This window comes from Sphingobacterium sp. FBM7-1 (assembly GCF_020687765.1).
Classification (GTDB): Bacteria; Bacteroidota; Bacteroidia; order Sphingobacteriales; family Sphingobacteriaceae; genus Sphingobacterium.
Window position 1 is genome coordinate 1 of sequence record NZ_JAJEWJ010000006.1, and the last position, 19,026, is coordinate 19,026.

The 19,026-nt window shown below is 42.1% G+C and carries 14 protein-coding genes and 1 rRNA gene; 8 read left to right on the forward strand and 7 right to left on the reverse strand.

Annotated features, from left to right (window positions below):
• The first annotated feature begins 1 nt into the window (after position 1).
• The 4 genes from rrf (at position 2) to LKO28_RS11115 (ending at position 5,695) form a co-directional block, all read left to right on the forward strand.
• Positions 2-113: ribosomal RNA gene (rrf, locus tag LKO28_RS11100) — 5S ribosomal RNA — on the forward strand.
• A 123-nt stretch (positions 114-236) separates the two neighbouring features.
• Positions 237-1,295: an efflux RND transporter periplasmic adaptor subunit gene (locus LKO28_RS11105; protein ID WP_227694933.1), complete on the forward strand. Its 1,059-nt coding sequence runs from the start codon at positions 237-239 to the stop codon at positions 1,293-1,295.
• A 13-nt stretch (positions 1,296-1,308) separates the two neighbouring features.
• The gene (locus tag LKO28_RS11110) at positions 1,309-4,386 is read left to right on the forward strand and encodes an efflux RND transporter permease subunit (RefSeq protein WP_227694935.1); all 3,078 of its coding nucleotides are present in this window, start codon (positions 1,309-1,311) and stop codon (positions 4,384-4,386) included.
• Positions 4,387-4,390: 4 nt separating this feature from the next.
• A complete protein-coding gene (locus LKO28_RS11115) occupies positions 4,391-5,695 on the forward strand; it encodes a TolC family protein (RefSeq protein ID WP_227694936.1) in 1,305 nt (434 codons plus the stop codon).
• 88 nt (positions 5,696-5,783) lie between these two features.
• Here the strand turns inward: LKO28_RS11115 and carB are convergent, their stop codons facing one another.
• Positions 5,784-8,603: a carbamoyl-phosphate synthase large subunit gene (gene carB / locus LKO28_RS11120; RefSeq protein ID WP_227694937.1), complete on the reverse strand. Its 2,820-nt coding sequence runs from the start codon at positions 8,601-8,603 to the stop codon at positions 5,784-5,786.
• A gap of 270 nt (positions 8,604-8,873) precedes the next feature.
• On the opposite strand from carB, the gene lipA reads away from it, so the two are divergent.
• Positions 8,874-9,755 carry a lipoyl synthase gene (gene lipA / locus LKO28_RS11125; RefSeq protein WP_227694938.1) on the forward strand — a complete coding sequence of 294 codons (882 nt, stop codon included), beginning with the start codon at positions 8,874-8,876 and terminating at the stop codon, positions 9,753-9,755.
• A gap of 20 nt (positions 9,756-9,775) precedes the next feature.
• On the opposite strand, the gene LKO28_RS11130 is transcribed toward lipA, so the two are convergent.
• Positions 9,776-11,497: an amidohydrolase gene (locus LKO28_RS11130; protein ID WP_227694939.1), complete on the reverse strand. Its 1,722-nt coding sequence runs from the start codon at positions 11,495-11,497 to the stop codon at positions 9,776-9,778.
• 21 nt (positions 11,498-11,518) lie between these two features.
• Positions 11,519-11,929 carry a BrxA/BrxB family bacilliredoxin gene (locus LKO28_RS11135; RefSeq protein ID WP_227694940.1) on the reverse strand — a complete coding sequence of 137 codons (411 nt, stop codon included), beginning with the start codon at positions 11,927-11,929 and terminating at the stop codon, positions 11,519-11,521.
• A gap of 195 nt (positions 11,930-12,124) precedes the next feature.
• On the opposite strand from LKO28_RS11135, the gene ahcY reads away from it, so the two are divergent.
• A complete protein-coding gene (gene ahcY, locus LKO28_RS11140) occupies positions 12,125-13,441 on the forward strand; it encodes an adenosylhomocysteinase (RefSeq protein WP_227694942.1) in 1,317 nt (438 codons plus the stop codon).
• Between the two features lie 51 nt (positions 13,442-13,492).
• On the opposite strand, the gene LKO28_RS11145 is transcribed toward ahcY, so the two are convergent.
• The 3 genes from LKO28_RS11145 to upp form a co-directional block, all read right to left on the reverse strand.
• Positions 13,493-14,008 (reverse strand): AAA family ATPase, encoded by a 516-nt coding sequence (locus tag LKO28_RS11145; RefSeq protein WP_227694943.1) that lies wholly within the window; start codon positions 14,006-14,008, stop codon positions 13,493-13,495.
• Between the two features lie 51 nt (positions 14,009-14,059).
• Positions 14,060-14,533, reverse strand: a complete 474-nt coding sequence (locus LKO28_RS11150; protein ID WP_227694944.1) for a ribonuclease H-like YkuK family protein — start codon at positions 14,531-14,533, stop codon at positions 14,060-14,062.
• An 84-nt stretch (positions 14,534-14,617) separates the two neighbouring features.
• The gene (gene upp / locus LKO28_RS11155; RefSeq protein ID WP_227694945.1) at positions 14,618-15,262 is read right to left on the reverse strand and encodes a uracil phosphoribosyltransferase; all 645 of its coding nucleotides are present in this window, start codon (positions 15,260-15,262) and stop codon (positions 14,618-14,620) included.
• 81 nt (positions 15,263-15,343) lie between these two features.
• Here upp and uvrB point away from each other — a divergent pair, with 81 nt between their 5' ends.
• Positions 15,344-17,386: an excinuclease ABC subunit UvrB gene (gene uvrB / locus LKO28_RS11160; RefSeq protein ID WP_227694946.1), complete on the forward strand. Its 2,043-nt coding sequence runs from the start codon at positions 15,344-15,346 to the stop codon at positions 17,384-17,386.
• A gap of 13 nt (positions 17,387-17,399) precedes the next feature.
• On the opposite strand, the gene LKO28_RS11165 is transcribed toward uvrB, so the two are convergent.
• On the reverse strand, positions 17,400-17,828 hold the full coding sequence (locus tag LKO28_RS11165; RefSeq protein ID WP_227694947.1) for a hypothetical protein: 429 nt from the start codon (positions 17,826-17,828) through the stop codon (positions 17,400-17,402).
• A 127-nt stretch (positions 17,829-17,955) separates the two neighbouring features.
• Here LKO28_RS11165 and proB point away from each other — a divergent pair, with 127 nt between their 5' ends.
• Positions 17,956-18,990, forward strand: a complete 1,035-nt coding sequence (gene proB, locus LKO28_RS11170; RefSeq protein WP_227694948.1) for a glutamate 5-kinase — start codon at positions 17,956-17,958, stop codon at positions 18,988-18,990.
• Positions 18,991-19,026 lie beyond the last annotated feature (36 nt).

Below are 19,026 nucleotides of genomic sequence, written 5' to 3' on the forward strand. Positions count from 1 at the left end.
TTCAGGTGCCTATATCGGCGGTGTCTACCTCTTCCCATTCCGAACAGAGCAGTCAAGCCCGCCAGAGCCGATGGTACTGCCGTAACAGGTGGGAGAGTAGGTCGGCGCCAAATTTTATACAAGCCCCTGCAGTTAGCTGCAGGGGCTTTTTTTATAATGAAATTTTTACAAATTAATCCCAGCAAATTACGGTATCTTGTAGGCTGTCTCCTTATAGATGAAGTTTCAAGATAATTATGACGAAGAGATTTGCAACGGTTTTTATTGTTATCGTATTGATAATAGCTGGGTTGGTGACCTATCGCTTGATAGAAAATAGTGAAAAAGATGCCGAAAATGCGTTAAGTCAGAGACGCGTAGATTCCAAAATATATGGTATGGTGGTGACGGGGAAGCCGTTTTCTGACTTTTTGTCTTTATCGGGTTCTATAGAGCCTAATGAAGTTATTGGTTTGCGTTCAGAAATTTCGGGAATTGTAGAAGAGTTGAACTTTTCAGAGGGTGGTAACGTTTCTAAAGGCCAATTATTGATTAAAATCAATGATGCTGAATTAAAGGCGCAACTAGCGCAGGCTAAAACAGCCAATAGTTTGGCGGAAGAGAATGAGCGGAGAGCGAAGCTTCTTTTAGAGAAGGAAGCCATTAGTCAGGAGGAATATGACATTGCCAGCGCCGACTACCGCACGACGGAATCACAAATTCAGCTTATTGCGGCACAATTAACTAAAACCGCTATTCGTGCCCCCTTTTCGGGAACGATCGGTTTGCGGAATATATCGCAAGGAAGTTATATTACACCTACTACCGATATTGCACAACTCGTGGATGTCAGTAAAGTAAAGTTAGAGTTTGCTATTCCAGAACGTTACGCGGCCGAAGTAAAAAATGGTATTTCCGTACGTTTTACCGTACAAGGTACAAATGCTGCATTTACAGCAAAGATATACGCGGTGGAGCCATTAGTAGAAACAGCAACACGGACCTTACGTGTTCGGGCATTGGCGGACAATAGAGATAGTCGCCTTATTCCGGGTACGTTTGCAAATGTTATTTTCCCATTAGGGACGATAGAAAATGGTTTGTTGGTTCCGGCAGAGGCGTTAATTCCTATCCAAAATGGTAAAAAGATTTTTATTAAGAAAGATGGAGTGGCAAAGGAGATTTTGGTCGAAACAGGCGCGCGTACAGATGCGGATGTCTTAGTGTCTAAAGGTTTAAATGAAGGAGATACTGTGTTGACATCGGGTGTTATGTCATTACGTGACGGAAGTCCAGTGCATGTAACTTTGCGGTAAATAAAGGGTTGTCATGAGTTTATCTACATTAAGTATAAAGCGTCCGGTTCTAGCGATTGTTATGAATTTACTGTTAATCCTTTTCGGGATTATCGGGTATACATTTCTAGGAGTAAGGGAATACCCCTCCATTGATCCTGCTCAAATTTCTGTACGCACAAATTATGCTGGTGCAAATGCGGATATTATTGAATCTCAAATAACGGAACCTCTTGAAAAATCTATTAATTCAATCGATGGAATTCGTAATATATCGTCCTCGAGTAGTCAGGGAGCGAGTAATATCACTATCGAATTTAACTTAGATAAGGATCTTGAGGCAGCAGCTAACGATGTGCGTGATAAGGTCTCTCAAGCGCTGCGGAATTTACCCCAGGACATTGACGCTCCTCCCGTGGTGTCTAAAGCGGATGCCGACTCGGAGCCGATCATCACCATGACCGTTCAAAGCACGACAAGAAATGTATTGGAGTTATCGGACTATGCTGACAATGTAATAGCACAGCGCTTACAAACTATTCCGGGTGTGAGTTCGGTGCGTATCTGGGGACAACGTAAATATGCTATGCGTCTTTGGATTGACCCTGTTCGTCTGGCGTCTTACGGGCTTACTGTATTGGATGTGCGCACTGCTTTGAATAATCAAAACGTGGAACTACCGTCGGGAGTATTGACGGGCGCAAATACAGAGCTAGCTGTTAAAACGCTAGGGAATATGTCTACCGAGGAGGAGTTTAATAATATCGTTATTCGAGCAGAGAAAAATAGAGTGGTGCGCCTGGCAGACGTCGGGCAAGCGGCAATGGAAGCGGAGAATTTCGAGACAAAGATGTCTGACTCGGGATACCCGATGGTTGCGCTAGCGATTATTCCGCAACCAGGCACCAATTATATTGAGATCGCAGAGCAGTTTTACGAAGAATATGATAAGTTGCAAGAGGATTTGCCACCGGGTTTTGAATTGAATATTGCGATGGATAACACGCAATTCGTCCGAAATTCCGTTTTTGAAGTTGTGGAAACTTTAATTATTGCGATCGTTTTGGTGGTGTTGATTATCTACGTATTCTTCCGTAACTGGTCGATTGCTTTCCGGCCATTGGTCGACATCCCGGTGTCTTTAATTGCTACTTTTTTCATTATGTACCTTTGTGGCTTTTCGATCAATGTGCTGACATTGTTAGCTATTGTGTTGGCTACGGGGCTAGTGGTGGATGACGGTATTGTGGTTACGGAGAATATCTTTAAGAAGGTAGAGGGGGGTATGCCGCCTATTGAAGCAGCTATAAAAGGCTCCAATGAGATTTTTTTTGCGGTTATTTCAATTTCTATAACCTTAGCTGCTGTGTTTTTGCCTGTCATATTTTTGGAGGGTTTCGTCGGACGTCTATTTAGGGAGTTTGGCGTCGTTATTGGGGCTGCTGTTTTGATTTCTGCATTTGTATCCTTATCCCTAACACCGATGCTCAACGCTTACTTAATGAAAGGCGGGGAGCAGCAAAAATCTAAATTTTACAACAAAACAGAACGCTATTTTCAGATGATGAATAAAGAATATGAAAATTCTTTGCGTGGATTCTTGAAAATAAAATGGTTAAGTTTTGGCGTGATTTTAGGATGTTTTGCACTGATCTATTTCTTTTATTTAGTACTTCCAAAAGAGACGGCGCCTTATGATGATAGAAGTTATATTCGTTTAAATGCTACTGCGCCAGAAGGTGTTTCTTACGATTATATGGATCGCTTTATGACCGAGCTAACAACGCTTATTAATGATTCTGTTCCTGAAAAAAACGTCAGTCTCGTGGTAACTTCTCCCGGATTTGGTACAGCATCTGCCAATAGTGGTTTTGTGAGGTTGGGGTTGGTACAGCCTGATGAACGTTCGCGTACACAGCAGGAAATTGCAGCGGATCTTTCGCGATTGACCAAGTCTTATTCCGAAGCAAGGGTCTCGGTGTCACAGCAACCCACGATATCTGTTAATAGGCGCGGCGGGTTGCCTTTGCAATACATTATTCAGGCGCCTAATTTTGAGAAGTTGGAAGAAAAAATTCCGGAGTTTATGGAAGAGCTGTCGAAAGACAGAACATTTTCGGTGGTGGATGTTAACTTAAAATTTAATAAGCCAGAAGTTTATGTAACGATTGATCGGGATCGGGCACATTCCATGGGAGTTTCGGTATTGGATATCGCGCAGACCCTACAAATGTCTCTGTCGGGACAACGATTTGGTTATTTTATGATGAACGGAAAGCAGTATCAAGTTATGGGACAGTTTGATAGAAAGGATAGAGCAACTCCCATGGATCTAGCCGCCATTTATGTGAAAAATAAAGATGGTCTTCTCATTCAATTAGATAACTTGGTCGAAATAGAGGAACGCAGTAGCCCGCCTCAGTTGTATCATAATAATCGTTATATGTCAGCGACTGTATCAGCCGGCTTGGCGGCTGGATATAGCATGGGAGACGGTATCGCTGCTATGGACGCTATCAGCGAGAGGGTGTTGGATGCTACCTTTACGACAGACTTAGGGGGAGAAGCACGGGATTTTGTTGAAAGTAGTTCCAATACGATGTTTGCCTTCGGCCTCGCGGTACTTCTTATTTTTCTTATACTTGCTGCACAATTTGAGAGCTTTATTGACCCAATTATTATTTTGCTTACCGTGCCTATGGCTGTAGGAGGAGCCTTGTTTTCTTTATGGTTATTTGGGCAAAGTTGGAATATTTTTAGTCAAATAGGGACGATCATGTTAATTGGTCTGGTGACGAAAAATGGGATTTTGATTGTGGAGTTTGCTAACCAACTACGGGATCAGGGCTATGAGAAATATCAAGCTGTTGTTCAAGCCTCGGAAGCACGTTTACGGCCGATATTAATGACGTCTTTAGCTATAGCATTGGGTGCGCTCCCAATCGCACTTTCATTGGGAGCTGCCTCCACCAGTCGCGTTGGTATGGGGGTCGTTATTGTTGGGGGAACGATGTTTTCGTTAATTTTGACGCTATATGTTATTCCTGCTTTTTATTTAATGATGTCCAGGTCTCGAAAAAAACGACCGGAGTTTGATAATATCGAGAAATAGGTTTATGAAGAGGATATTGATTTTATTGTCTTTTGGTTTAGGCTTTTTGTGTTCGGCTAGGGGACAAGAGTTATTGCGTGTTCGGCAGGCTGTGGAACTTGCATTGGAAAATAATTATGACATAAAGTTGTCTCAAAATGCTTTACTTGTCGCGCAGGAAAACAAAACCTATGGTAACGCCGGAATGCTCCCCCAGGTAACCGCAGACTTGGTGCAGAATAATAGTGTGCAAAATACTACGCAACTGCAGAGTAGCGGCCTAGAACGTTCGTTGGATAATGCCCGAAATAATAACTTAAACTATGGGATAAACTTAGGCTGGACAATTTTTGATGGTTTGGGAATGTTCGCTCGCTATGAAAAACTTCAAGAATTAGAAAAGCAAGGCGATTTAAATTTGAAGAAAACGGTATTGACCACGGTAGGGGATGTTATTACGGTATATTATACGATTGTGGAACAACAAAATCTCTTGTCGGCGTTGGATTCTAGTATTCTTATTTCGAAAGAGCGACTCCGCACAGCGGAAAACAGGTTTTCTATCGGTAAAGCTGCGAAATTGGAAGTTTTGAATGTGCAGGTTAATTTAAATGAGGATATTTCCGCCCGGTTGAGACAGGTAGAAACGGTAACGAATTTAAAGACTATGCTGAATAGTATACTCGCTAGAGATTTAGATATAGACTTCCTTGTTGATACCGAAGTGGGTATCGACGAAGAACTGATATATGGAGATTTGTTGGAAAGGGCGGATCAGTTTAATCCCGATTTACAGATGATTGTCCTCAATAAAAAGCTTGCTGAATTGGATTTGAAAGAAGTGAAATCGACACGTTACCCTACGGTACGTCTAAATAGCGGCTATAACTTTGGCCGGTCAGAATCTAGCTTAGGGTTCGTCGCGCGTTCTAATTCGCGAGGGCTGACCTATGGATTGACGGCGTCGGTCAATATTTTTGATGGCTTGAACCAACGCCGTAACGAACGTATTGCTAAAATTCAAATCGATAACGCGGCATTACAGGTTGAGCAACAACGTTTAGCGGTGCAAACCGGTTTAAAGACAGCTTATGAGACATACCTCACCAATATAGAACTCGTTAAATTGGAGGAGAAGAATGAAAATATCGCACGTGAAAATCTAGAAATTACGTTGGCGAAATACACAATCGGCTCGATTAGCGCGGTGGAGTTCAGGGATGCTCAAGAAAATTTTATAAATGCGATTGCTAGATTTAATGCAGCTCAGCTCCAAGCGAAGTTGTCCGAAATACAATTGAAAGAACTTGTGGGGCAGATAGATTTTTAAAACCGCCTAGGAGAGTCTTATTAACCGTGGACACTGTGGAAAGTACAATAAAACAATAAAACCCGTCTTGAAGACGGGTTTTATTGTTTTATTGTGCGTTCAAGAACATCGACTTTTTATTGTATAGTTCTCTAAAATAAGGATCATGTAAATCTTTGATGAATCGAATCGCCTCACCTGTCGACTTCATTTCGGGGCCTAGCTGTTTATCGACTTCAGGGAATTTGCTAAAGGAGAATACCGGCTCTTTAATAGCATATCCCTGTAACTTCCGTTCAATTTTAAAGTCTTTCAGCTTATTAACGCCTAACATTACTTTGGTAGCAATGTTTATATAAGGAACGTCATAGGCTTTTGCGATAAACGGAACAGTACGGGAAGCGCGTGGATTAGCTTCGATCACATATACATCTTCACCCTTTACGGCAAATTGGATATTCAACAATCCTCTTACGTTAAGTGCTTTTGCTAACCGAATAGAATATTCTTCCATCTTCTGTTGCACGTTTTCGGACAAGCTAAACGGAGGAAGTACTGCAGAAGAGTCGCCGGAATGGATACCTGCGGGTTCTATATGTTCCATCATACCAATGATATGGACATCTTCGCCATCACAGATAGAGTCTGACTCTGCCTCTTCGGCGCGATCTAAGAAATGGTCAATTAGAATTTGATTACCCGGTAAGTTTTTCAATAAATTAACGACCGCTTTTTCTAAATCCTCATCGTTGATAACGATACTCATTCCTTGTCCACCCAAAACATACGAAGGACGAACCAATACCGGATATCCGACTTGTTCAGCCACTTTCAATGCTTCTTCAGCGGAGGTCGCAACACCATATTTCGGATACGGAATATCTAACTCTTTTAACAGATCGGAAAAACGACCACGATCTTCGGCTAAGTCCATGTCGTTAAAGGAGGTGCCGATAATTTTAACGCCGAGTGCCTGTAAACGTTCCGCCATTTTCAAAGCAGTTTGTCCACCTAGTTGTACAATAACTCCTTCGGGCTTTTCTAACTCAATGATTTCACGTACGTGTTCCCAGAATACCGGTTCAAAATATAGCTTATCGGCCATGTTAAAGTCTGTAGATACCGTTTCTGGGTTACAGTTTACCATGATGGATTCATAACCAGCCTCTTTAGCGGCAATTAGTCCGTGTACACAAGAATAGTCGAATTCAATTCCCTGACCTATACGGTTAGGGCCAGAACCTAATACAATGATTTTCTTTTTGTCGGAAGCCACGGATTCGTTCTCGTCCTCGAAAGTCGAATAGTAGTAAGGTGTGTGTGCAGGGAATTCTGCTGCACAAGTATCCACCATTTTGTATACCCGATTGATACCTAGTTCTTTTCGACGTGCATATACATCATCTTCGCTTACATTACCTAGTAACCAAGAGATTTGTAAATCGGAATAACCTTTTTGTTTTAGTGTGAGGAAGAAGTCACGTGGGATGTTGTTTAACTGATACCTACGTAGTTCGGTTTCCAGCTGGACCAGTTCTTGAATCTGAATTAAAAACCATTTGTCTATACGGGTTGCTTTACGAATAGATTCCAAAGGAACTCCAAGCTCAAATGCATCTTTGATGTGGAATACCCTATCGGAGCTTGGATGCTCCAAGCTATCCATGATTTCCTCTAAGTTGCGTAGTTGACGGCCGTCAGCCCCCAATCCTCCGCGATTAGTTTCTAACGATTGACATGCTTTTTGTAGTGCTTCTATAAAAGTACGACCAATTGCCATAACTTCACCGACCGCTTTCATCTGTAAACCTAGCTCTTTATTCGCGCCTTTAAACTTGTCGAAGTTAAAACGTGGAATCTTAACAATGACGTAGTCTAAAGTAGGCTCAAAGTAAGCGGATGTCGTCTTTGTGATTTGATTCTGTAGCTCATCCAAATTGTATCCAATAGCGAGTTTCGCGGCGATTTTTGCAATAGGATAACCTGTCGCTTTCGAAGCTAACGCAGAAGATCGCGATACGCGAGGGTTGATTTCGATCGCGATGATGTCTTCGTTTTCAGGGTTTACCGAAAACTGTACGTTACATCCACCAGCAAAGTTGCCGATAGAGCGCATCATGCGAATAGCTTGATTACGCATTTCTTGATAACATTTATCACTAATGGTCATACCAGGAGCCACTGTGATCGAATCTCCTGTGTGGATACCCATAGGGTCAAAGTTTTCAATCGTACAAATAATAATTACATTATCGTTTGTATCACGCAGTAACTCTAATTCAAATTCCTTCCATCCTAATACAGCTTGCTCTACGAGTACTTCGTGGGTAGGAGAGGCATGTAAACCTCTATTTAGCGCGGCGTCAAAATCTTCTTTTTTGTGAACAAACCCACCTCCTGTACCTGCTAATGTATAGGATGGGCGGATAACTAACGGGTAACCTATTTCCTGTGCAGCTTCTTTACCTTCCAAGAAAGAATTTGCAATTTTTGAGTTTGCAACGCCTACACCGATATCCACCATGAGTTGACGAAACTCTTCTCGGTTCTCTGTTTTTTCAATAGCGGCTACATCAACTCCGATAACTTTTACGTTATATTTATCCCACAAGCCGATATTGGAAGCCTCTATACAGAGGTTTAAGGCTGTTTGCCCACCCATAGTGGGGAGTACCGCATCAATTTGTTGTTCTTGGAGAATCTGTTCGATGCTCTCACAAGTAAGGGGTAATAAATAAACATGGTCTGCAATAACCTTGTCGGTCATAATTGTTGCAGGATTGGAATTGATGATGGACACTTTAATACCTTCTTCCTTTAAAGAAAGAGCAGCTTGTGATCCAGAATAATCAAATTCACAGGCTTGACCGATAACGATAGGACCTGAACCAATAATTAAAACGGAGTTAATGGAGGTGTTTCTAGGCATTATTTCTCTTGTTCAAAAAATTAATTATCAATTTGTTGTAGACAAAAGCAAACGAAAAAATGCCTTTTAGAGGGAAGTATTCCGACTGCTTTGTCGGAGTGCAAAGTTACATCTTTTTTGATATAAATATGCTTTATTTTGAAAACTAATATTTTTTGTAGGGTATAGGCTGACATTTTATCCGCTATGGGAATTCTTCCAAGGAAACATGGAATAACCGTGACATATGATAGGACTATTTTTTAGGAGAATAATGTGTAACTTTGTGACATGATTGAACTACCTGTAATTCCAGCAACCGAAACGCAGCGTAAACCCGATTGGTTGCGTGTGAAGCTTCCCGTTGGTAAAGAATATCGCCATGTTCGTAGTCTCGTAGATGAGCATAAACTGCATACTATATGTGAGAGTGGAAATTGTCCAAATATGGGAGAATGTTGGGGTGCTGGGACGGCTACATTTATGATATTAGGGAATATTTGTACCCGTTCATGCTCTTTTTGCGCCGTAGCAACGGGTCGCCCACTAGCTGTAGATTTGGATGAGCCTAATCGGGTAGCACAGTCAGTCAAGTTAATGCAGGTGAAGCATTGTGTCATCACATCGGTAGATCGGGATGATTTGAAAGATGGTGGATCAATCATATGGGCAGAGACGGTAAAGGCTATCCGTAGAGAGAGTCCGGAAACAACCTTGGAAACGTTGATTCCTGATTTTAAAGGGCAATGGGAAAACTTAGCACGCGTTTTGGAAGTACGTCCGGAAGTCGTTTCGCATAATTTAGAAACTGTACGGCGGTTGACACGTGAGGTACGTATTCAAGCAAAATATGATCGTTCGTTGGAATGTTTGCGTCGCATTGCCGAGGCGGGCTTGCGTACCAAATCGGGTATTATGTTAGGATTTGGCGAAACGGAGGAGGATGTTATCGAAGCCATGCAAGACTTATATAATGTAGGTGTAGATATCCTTACGATAGGACAATACCTGCAGCCGACAAAAGCTCACCATCCCGTAGTGGAATGGATTACACCAGCACAATTTGCAAAGTACCAGCAGATAGGTTTGGAGATGGGATTTAAATATGTTGAATCAGGACCCTTAGTGCGCTCTTCGTATCACGCAGAAAAGCATTTGTTTGATATGCAGTAAGTAAGAAAGATACATTGTATTTATTCTTGTAGAAAAACGGTTTCTCCCGCGATTACGGTACGTATTGTTTTTATACCGCGTAGTTGATTGTCGGGAGCTGTCATAATATCGTCGCTTAATATAACGAAATCTGCATCTTTCCCCCGTTCAATGCTACCCCTTTTCTTCTCTTGGAAACATGCAAACGCCGCCCATATCGTCATTCCGCGGAGAGCTTGTTCTCTTGTAACGGCATTTTCCATTTGAAAACCTCCCGTCGGGAATCCGTTTTGATCTACGCGGGTTACAGCAGCGTGGAATCCGTACAGGGGATTAAAATGTTCTATAGGAAAATCACTTCCTAAGGCTAACTTACCGTAGTGATGCAATAATATATTATAAGCGTAAGCATTCTTTATCCGGTCAGGCCCTAAACGGCTCGCTGCCCAGTACATATCGGAAGTAGCATGTGTTGGCTGAACAGAGGGAATAATGTTGAATCGTGCAAATTTTTCAAAATCAGTAGGAGAGACTACTTGCGCATGTTCGATTCGCCATCGTCTTTTCCCGTCGCCTTCCAAATATTTACCGTAAATATCTAATACCAATCTGTTTGCCGCATCTCCGATGGCATGGGTGCTAACCTGAAAGGGCGTTTTGGCTATTTTTTTAATAATATTATCTAAGATTTCAGGCTCTTGCAAAAGAAAGCCACGACTAAGGGAATCGTCACTATAAGGTTCTAGTAAATAGGCGCTACGAGAACCCAACGCTCCATCAGCCATCAGCTTAACAGAACGGATTGTTAGGCGTTCAGATTCGTATATACCTTCTTTAATATACCTTTCAATATCACGGATACTTCCACCAATCATCGCGTAGTTTCTTATCTTTAAAGAATCTTGCTGATAAAATTTCTTTAGATGCTCTAATGCTTCTAGAGACATGCCGGCATCTACAATTGACGTTAGTCCAACAGAGAATAAAGAATCCTGCGCTTTGCGTAGGGCTGATAGTAAATGGGATTCTTCCGGCACTGGTATGTGCCGCGAAACCAATTTTACAGCGTTGTCCATCAAAAGGCCGGTCAAGTTCCCCATGCTATCGACCGCCATCCGCCCTCCCGGGACGGAACGTATGGTGTCTAATTGAGCGATATGCAGCGCTTGGCTATTTACTAAAGCTGTATGGTGGTCAACGCGTGATAGAAAAACGGGGGTTTCTGGAAAATATTTGTCCAGACTATCTTTTGTCGGAAAACGCTTATTTTCCCACAGGTTCTGATCCCATCCCGATCCAATAATCCACCGCTGATCCGGATTATTGCGTTGATAAGCAGTAAGCTTTTCGAGTATTTCATCAAAAGATTTGGCTCCATGCAAATCGATACGTTCGAGCGCTTCTGCTAACATTAAAAAATGTCCGTGAGCATCATAAAATCCAGGATATATAGCCTTTCCTTCTGCATCAATGACTTCCTTCGCTACATATTTACTTTGGATTTCTCTGGAGGTGCCCATATCTACAAATATGCCTCCTTTTATAGCAAATGCCTCTTTTAGGGAAAATACGGAGTCTACGGTATAAACTTTTGCATTATAGACAATAAGGTCAACCTCTTTATTGGTTGTACACTGCACCAAAAGAAAGGCTGAAGAAATGAGCAATATAGTTTGAATCAACTTCATGGGATGGCGTATGGAATCTTTGATATTAATCATCAAATAAAAAGCTCTCCAATACAATACAGGAGAGCCTTTCATTCAAAAAATCAAAATATATGACTAGCAGTGCTCGTCGAAAGCTGCGATCAAGTTATCTGCAATCATCTGCGCAGGCCGTCCTTCGATCATATGTCTTTCAATCATGTGTACTAATTTTCCATCTTTGAATAAGGCCATCGCTGGCGAAGAAGGTGGGTAGGGAAGCATATACTCCCGTGCTTTATCTACGGCCTCTTTTTCCATGCCTGCAAAAACAGTTACTAGTTTAGCAGGTTTTTTACCGTTTTCTACTGCAAACCGTGCCGCAGGACGCGCATTCGCTGCCGCACATCCGCAAACGGAGTTGACAACTACAAAGACCGTTCCTTCGGATGGAATGACGGTATCAACTTCTTCTCTGCTTTTTAACTCTTGAAATCCCGCGTCTACCAACTCTTGGCGCATAGGAGCTACTAAATATTCTGGATACATCTCTCTTAAAGTATATGTTAAAAAATACAGGCAACTCTTTATTTCGTGCTACCGTTAAACAAAGATAGCGGATTATCGTTCGCTAATCAAGATGTTATCCTCAAGATAATGTCAGATTTAAGGGAATAATGTGTATTCTTTTTGATTTGACTTGGGTATCAGCTATTTTTGTGTTTCTCTAAAATTATAATAACTATGTCAACAGTTGAAACAACGTATGTTCCTTACAAAGTAAAAGATATTTCTTTGGCGGAGTGGGGAAGAAAAGAAATAGAATTGGCCGAAGCGGAAATGCCCGGATTAATGAGTCTGCGCGAAGAGTACGGAACTTCCAAGCCGCTGAAAGGCGCTCGAATTGCAGGCTGTTTACATATGACTATTCAAACTGCTGTTTTGATAGAGACTTTAGTGGAGCTGGGCGCAGAGGTGAGCTGGTCGTCTTGTAATATTTTTTCAACACAGGACCATGCTGCTGCTGCTATAGCTGCCGCTGGTATTCCTGTATACGCATGGAAGGGATTAACAGAGGAAGAGTTTAACTGGTGTATTGAACAAACCTTGTTTTTCGGAGAAGACCGTAAGCCATTAAATATGATCTTGGACGATGGTGGAGATTTGACGAATATGGTTTTTGATAAATTTCCGGAGTTAATCGACGAAATCAAAGGATTGTCGGAGGAAACAACTACCGGTGTCCATCGTCTTTATGAGCGATATAAAAAAGGCACGTTGCATTTGCCGGCTATTAATGTAAATGACTCTGTTACAAAATCGAAGTTCGATAATAAATATGGTTGTCGCGAATCATTAGTAGATGCTATACGTCGGGCGACCGATTTAATGTTGGCTGGAAAGGTGGCAGTCGTTGCGGGTTACGGCGATGTGGGTAAAGGATCTGCGGAATCTTTGCGTTCGGCAGGTGTGCGTGTGATCGTGACAGAAATTGATCCTATTTGTGCATTGCAGGCGGCCATGGAGGGATACGAAGTGAAAAAAATGGCAGATGCGGTGAAAGAAGCAAATATCATTGTGACAACTACGGGTAATAAAGATATTATTCGTGCGGAGCATTTTAAAGTGATGAAAGACAAAGCTGTTGTCTGTAATATTGGGCATTTCGATAATGAAATTGATGTCGCGTGGTTAAATAGCAATTACGGCACTACGAAAGTAGAGATCAAACCGCAAGTAGATAAATACACCATCGATGGTAGCGATATTATTTTACTGGCAGAAGGGCGTTTAGTGAATTTGGGGTGTGCTACGGGGCATCCATCTTTCGTTATGTCAAATTCATTTACGAACCAAACGTTGGCTCAGATTGAGCTATGGGTTAATAGCGATCAGTATGAAAAGAAAGTGTACACTTTACCCAAGCATTTGGACGAGAAAGTAGCTCGTTTACACTTGGCGCATATCGGGGTGGAGTTGGATACTTTAACGGAAGACCAAGCCACTTATATTGGCGTGACCGTGGATGGACCGTATAAGCCAGAAGCGTACCGTTATTAAAATAACAAATATATCCTTTAAAAAAACCTGTCGATCGTTCGACAGGTTTTTTTATAAAATAATCATTGCTTCGCCGTGTTCGAGTCTAGCTTCGCCCACCCCCGAAACAATTTTATACGGAGCATTTAGTGCCGCTAGTTCTTTTTTCCAAACCGTCATAAAGTGTTCCCGTTGCAGCGGGAAATCCCTTAACGGATCATCTTCCCACGGTAAATCGATATCCATGAGTAAATACAAGTCGTATTTTCTTGATTTGATTTCTTCAGTTACTTCTGTAGGCGTATTCCCGAAAAGGTGATCACACCAGATTTTCACGGTAAGGATGGTCGTGTCGCAGACTAATATATTATTTTGGGCTAACGGAATCAATGATTCTTCTAAGGCAACTTGCCCGTAGAACATATTCACTTCATCTTGTAGCGTATATTTTCTGTTCAGATTCTTGCAGTAATAGCGTGCGAACTCTGGAACGCATACCGTTCCGAGAACCTGTGCAAGATGCTGCGCCATTGTCGATTTTCCCGTTGATTCCGGACCGACAATCGCGATTTTTTTAATATCACTCAATGTATAACTGTTTTTACAATTATACAAAACCTGTCTAAAGAATGCAATCGATTATTGCACGATCTTATTGGCGCAATTTGTACTGGCGAAGGATTCAGGCTTCGCACGAAACTGGAACCCCATGCCCAGAATATATCCCATGGCCTCTTTTAAGGCAATATTGGATTCGAAACTGGGATTAGTATTGATGTCGGCGTGTACTTCAAGGTCGATATGGTATAAGTCTAGTATGGGACATAATTGGTAAGCGATGTCGATCGATTTTTGGACTTCGGTAAGCATACGTTCTTTAATACCTAGCCGACGGGTAATTTTGTCGCGGTTGATGAACATAAAGCCCCCTTTATGTTCGCGAAGGAAAACGATAACTGTGGCAAACTCGACGATGCCGCGTTTTACCTGCGAATCCGTGCCGATATACACTTTAAGTCGATTGCCGAGAGCGCTTTCCCTTTGAATGATGTCTTCAACGGCATCGATGATAGACATACGGATTTTTTCGCCATTGTACTTTTGCCAAACCATAGTTGATGATATTTTTGAATAAATATAAAGTTACACTGTTCATTATGTGTTAATTACGTTTTATGTTTTTGTTATCCGTTTAGTTTATTCTTTATTTCCATAAGCCAAATCTCCAGCGTCGCCTAGCCCAGGAACAATGTAGGATTTGGAGGTCAGTTCATTGTCCACATCGCCTACCCAAAGGTGTGCCTCTGGTAGAAAAGCACGGACGTGTTGTATGCCTTCTTCAGAAGCGATAGCCACTGCAATATGTAGCTCTTTGATTGAATACTCAGCGAGTAAATCCTTGCAACACAGCACCAAGCTCTGACCCGTAGCGAGCATGGGGTCGATCATGATCAGGGTTCTGTCATCCAGATTAGGGGTGTTGACGTATTTTTTGTGGACTTCCATCTCTCCACTTTTTTTGGTATGCCGATACGCGGCTAAAAAGGCACTGTCGGCATGATCAAATACGTTCAGCATGCCCTGGTGGAAAGGTAGTCCCGCCCTAATGATTGTTGCCAAAACAGGTTGCTCCAGTAAGACACTATGGGAAGCAGTACCTAATGGCGTTTGAACAGTAAGAGGTTGGTAATCGAGCGTTTTGCTGATCTCGTAAGCGATAATTTCTCCTAGACGTTCGAGGTTTCGTCTAAAGCGCATTCTATCTTTTTGTATATTGATGTCACGCAATTCTACCAAATAATGGTTGGCAATACTGTTTTCTTTTGTAAGGATCGTTACCATAGCTTTATATTTGATATCAGCAATTTAGTGATTTAAGCGCCTTTTTCCTAACTTTATATTTCCATAAACGGAAGATTCTACATGAAATTCAATTTAACGTCGGAATATAAGCCTACGGGAGATCAACCTCAGGCCATCAAAGAATTGGTAACAGGTGTGCAGGAAGGCGATCAGTACCAGACACTATTAGGTGTGACCGGCTCGGGTAAAACTTTTACCGTTGCAAATGTCATACAGGAGACTCAGCGTCCCGCATTGATTTTAAGTCACAACAAAACACTAGCCGCACAGTTGTATGGAGAATTCAAACAGTTCTTTCCAGAAAACTCGGTCAATTATTTCGTGTCCTATTACGATTACTATCAACCAGAAGCTTTTATCGCCTCTTCGAACACCTATATCGAAAAAGATTTAGCTATTAACGAGGAGATTGAAAAGCTACGGCTGGCAACCACGTCCGCGTTGATGTCGGGTCGCCGAGATATCATTGTTGTATCTTCCGTGTCCTGTATATATGGTATGGGAAATCCCGATGATTTTTCACGTTCTATTTTTCGTTTTTCGGTAGGAATTACGATCAGTCGAAACGCGTTTTTACATCGTTTGGTAGAGATACTTTACGCACGAACAACCGGAGATTTCAAACGCGGCACTTTTCGTGTAAAGGGGGATATCGTGGACGTGTATCCGGCTTATTTAGATTACGCTTTCCGAATCTCATTTTTTGGTGATGAAATTGATGAGTTAAGTGAAATTGACCCGATTTCTGGACAAACCATATCACGCATGAATGATATCGCTCTGTTTCCGGCTAATTTGTTTGTAACCCCAAAAGAAAAGTTTACACAATCCATTTGGGCTATACAGGAAGAACTTGAGCAGCGTAAAGCACAATTAGAGGGGGACGGTAAATTGTTAGAAGCAAAACGCTTGGAAGAGCGGGTGAATTACGACTTGGAAATGATGCGTGAGTTGGGATATTGTTCAGGTATTGAAAATTATTCACGCTTTTTTGATGGCCGGCAAGCGGGCATGCGCCCATTCTGTTTATTGGATTATTTTCCAGACGATTATCTTTTAGTGATTGACGAAAGTCACGTTACGCTACCACAATTGCGGGCCATGTATGGGGGGGACCGCTCTCGGAAGATTTCGTTGGTCGAACACGGATTCCGGCTGCCAGCAGCGCTAGATAATAGACCGCTTAACTTTCCGGAGTTTGAGTCGCTAACGAATCAGACGATCTATGTTTCTGCAACACCAGGAGATTATGAATTGCAACAGACGGAGGGTGTCGTTGTAGAGCAGGTAATTCGTCCTACAGGTTTGCTGGATCCTATAATCGAAGTGCACCCCGCGATTAACCAAGTTGATGATTTCCTGGAAGAAGTGGATAAAACTATTAAAGATGGCGGACGGGTGTTAGCGACCACATTAACGAAGCGTATGGCGGAAGAATTAACCAAATACATGAGCCGATTGCACATTAAAGTTCGTTATATCCATTCGGAGATAAAAACCCTCGAGCGTGTGGAAATATTACGCGGCCTGCGATTAGGGGAGTTTGACGTATTAGTTGGTGTTAACCTACTTCGGGAGGGGCTAGATTTGCCCGAGGTGACCTTGGTCGCTATTTTGGACGCAGATAAAGAGGGATTCTTGCGTTCAGAGCGTTCACTGATCCAAACTATAGGAAGAGCGGCTCGTAACGACAGGGGTAGGGTTATCATGTATGCCGATCAAATGACGGAAAGTATGCGGGTAACGATCGAAGAAACCAACCGCCGAAGAGAAAAACAGATGGCGTATAACGCAGCGCATGGAATCGTGCCGCGGACAGTGGGTAAAACACGAGAGGAAATTTTAGAACAGACTTCGGTGGCTGACTTTAAACCTGGTGAAGCCAAGGCTTACGTGGAACCTGACGTTGCGTCTCTGATAGCCGCTGATCCGGTAATGGAATACTTAGGGGAAAAGGAGATGAAAAAGGCGATTGATAATGTGCGGAAAAAGATGGAAAAAGCGGCCAAAGGTTTAGATTTTTTGGAAGCGGCAAAGTTGCGTGATGAGATGTTCGCCATGGAAAAGCATTACAAAGAACGCTTTGGGAAAGAAATAAAGTAAAATAACGGTAGCATTATTTTTTCTCCTCATACAGGACCTGTTCTTGGTGAATTAACGACCAACAATGGTTTTCTTCAATTAACTGGTACTGCTTATTCGCATATAGGTGTGCGTTTACACCATTTAATAATACGCTTTCACGCTCTTCTTTTATGAAAAGTTCAGCTTGCTGCTTGGTAGCGTCTAACAAGACGAACGCTGCGGTTTCAAAATTCGTCGACGTGTCTGTAATGTTCATCGTAATGGTGCCTTCCCACGGGCGGATACAGTCTTCTTTGATTTTCGACCAAATATACCCAGCAGAGATTAAACATCCATGATTGTCCTTCGCGCCGCCGATGGGCGCCAGCGAAGAAGCGGTGTCGTTAGCGGTCTCTTTTTTTCCGGAACTTTGACAGGACCAAAGTGCAGTTGAAATCAACGTCAGTATGATGTACTTCATTATTTTAATCTTTTACGAATTGATGTTCATAAACCATACCAAGTCTGATTTAAATAAATGGATATTTACTACATTTACATTTCTTTTATACATTTTATACATTTTTTGTTTTCAATTGCTAAAATAAATGAAAAAGCCAGTATTGGTTATAAAATTTGGTTCCGCTGCGATTACGACCAAAGAGGGAGATGTGGACGAGCGTATCGTGTTGGAGATTGCACGGCAGGTAGCGCAGTTGCAGTCGAAATATAATATTGTTTTGGTATCGTCAGGTGCCGTTGCAGCGGGAAAAAAATACCTAAAGAATTATGACGGTAGTTTATCTGCCAGAAAGGCGGCAGCCGCTATAGGTAACCCCTTGCTCGTGCGTACTTATAGCACGTATTTTAAACCTTTCCATATTGCCTTAGCGCAAAGCTTATGTGAACGGCAGCATTTTGCGAATCGCGCGCAATTTCTTCAGCTCAAAGATACGTATCATGAACTTTGGAAAAATAATATTATTCCTATCGCCAACGAAAATGATGTGGTGAGTAATAAAGAACTTAAATTTTCCGACAACGATGAGTTGGCAACTTTAATAGCAGTGGGGTTTGGGGCAGAGCAATTGCTCTTCAGTACTTCTGTACCGGGTGTTTTGGACAGTGAGGGGAAAGTTATTCCACAGATTTCGGTGATTAATAAAGAGGTTTTTTCGGTGGTGAAAAAAGAAAAGTCGGCTGTCGGTCTAGGCGGGATGACGTCTAAACTTAATTTTGCACGGCTTGCCAATCAAATGGGTATTCAGACCGTTATTTTCAGCATGCAGACTCCCGACGGAATTTTAAAAGCTGTAGGGGGCCAAACAGGAACGATTTGTTTACCCCAGAAAAAAAAGGTATCTTCGAGAAACAAGTGGTTGGCGACAGGCAGTCTCATCAAAGCCTTAGTGCAGGTGGACGAAGGAGCAGCCCAGGCCATTCAGAACCGTAAAAGCCTACTAGCTGTCGGTGTTATGTCCATAAATCAAGCCTTAGAAACAGGTGAGGTGTTCCAGATTGCTAATGAAAAAGGGGAGGTTTTTGCGGTGGCGAAATCAAAAATTGATGTTGCGGACGTGGAGTCGTTTAGTCGCAAAAAAAACGTAGCTATTGCACATGCTGACGATATAGTACTCCTGTAAATTATTGGAGAATATACATAACGAACAGATAGAGAA

Bases quoted from the DNA above. Each gene is read 5' to 3' on its own strand.
- ahcY (WP_227694942.1), top strand. From the start codon at position 12,125: ATGTCAACAGTTGAAACAACGTATGTTCCTTACAAAGTAAAAGATATT.
- lipA (WP_227694938.1), top strand. From the start codon at position 8,874: ATGATTGAACTACCTGTAATTCCAGCAACCGAAACGCAGCGTAAACCC.
- LKO28_RS11115 (WP_227694936.1), top strand. From the start codon at position 4,391: ATGAAGAGGATATTGATTTTATTGTCTTTTGGTTTAGGCTTTTTGTGT.
- LKO28_RS11105 (WP_227694933.1), top strand. From the start codon at position 237: ATGACGAAGAGATTTGCAACGGTTTTTATTGTTATCGTATTGATAATA.
- uvrB (WP_227694946.1), top strand. From the start codon at position 15,344: ATGAAATTCAATTTAACGTCGGAATATAAGCCTACGGGAGATCAACCT.
- carB (WP_227694937.1), bottom strand. From the start codon at position 8,603: ATGCCTAGAAACACCTCCATTAACTCCGTTTTAATTATTGGTTCAGGT.
- proB (WP_227694948.1), top strand. From the start codon at position 17,956: ATGAAAAAGCCAGTATTGGTTATAAAATTTGGTTCCGCTGCGATTACG.
- LKO28_RS11135 (WP_227694940.1), bottom strand. From the start codon at position 11,929: ATGTATCCAGAATATTTAGTAGCTCCTATGCGCCAAGAGTTGGTAGAC.
- LKO28_RS11130 (WP_227694939.1), bottom strand. From the start codon at position 11,497: ATGAAAGGCTCTCCTGTATTGTATTGGAGAGCTTTTTATTTGATGATT.
- upp (WP_227694945.1), bottom strand. From the start codon at position 15,262: ATGGTAACGATCCTTACAAAAGAAAACAGTATTGCCAACCATTATTTG.
- LKO28_RS11150 (WP_227694944.1), bottom strand. From the start codon at position 14,533: ATGGTTTGGCAAAAGTACAATGGCGAAAAAATCCGTATGTCTATCATC.
- LKO28_RS11165 (WP_227694947.1), bottom strand. From the start codon at position 17,828: ATGAAGTACATCATACTGACGTTGATTTCAACTGCACTTTGGTCCTGT.
- LKO28_RS11110 (WP_227694935.1), top strand. From the start codon at position 1,309: ATGAGTTTATCTACATTAAGTATAAAGCGTCCGGTTCTAGCGATTGTT.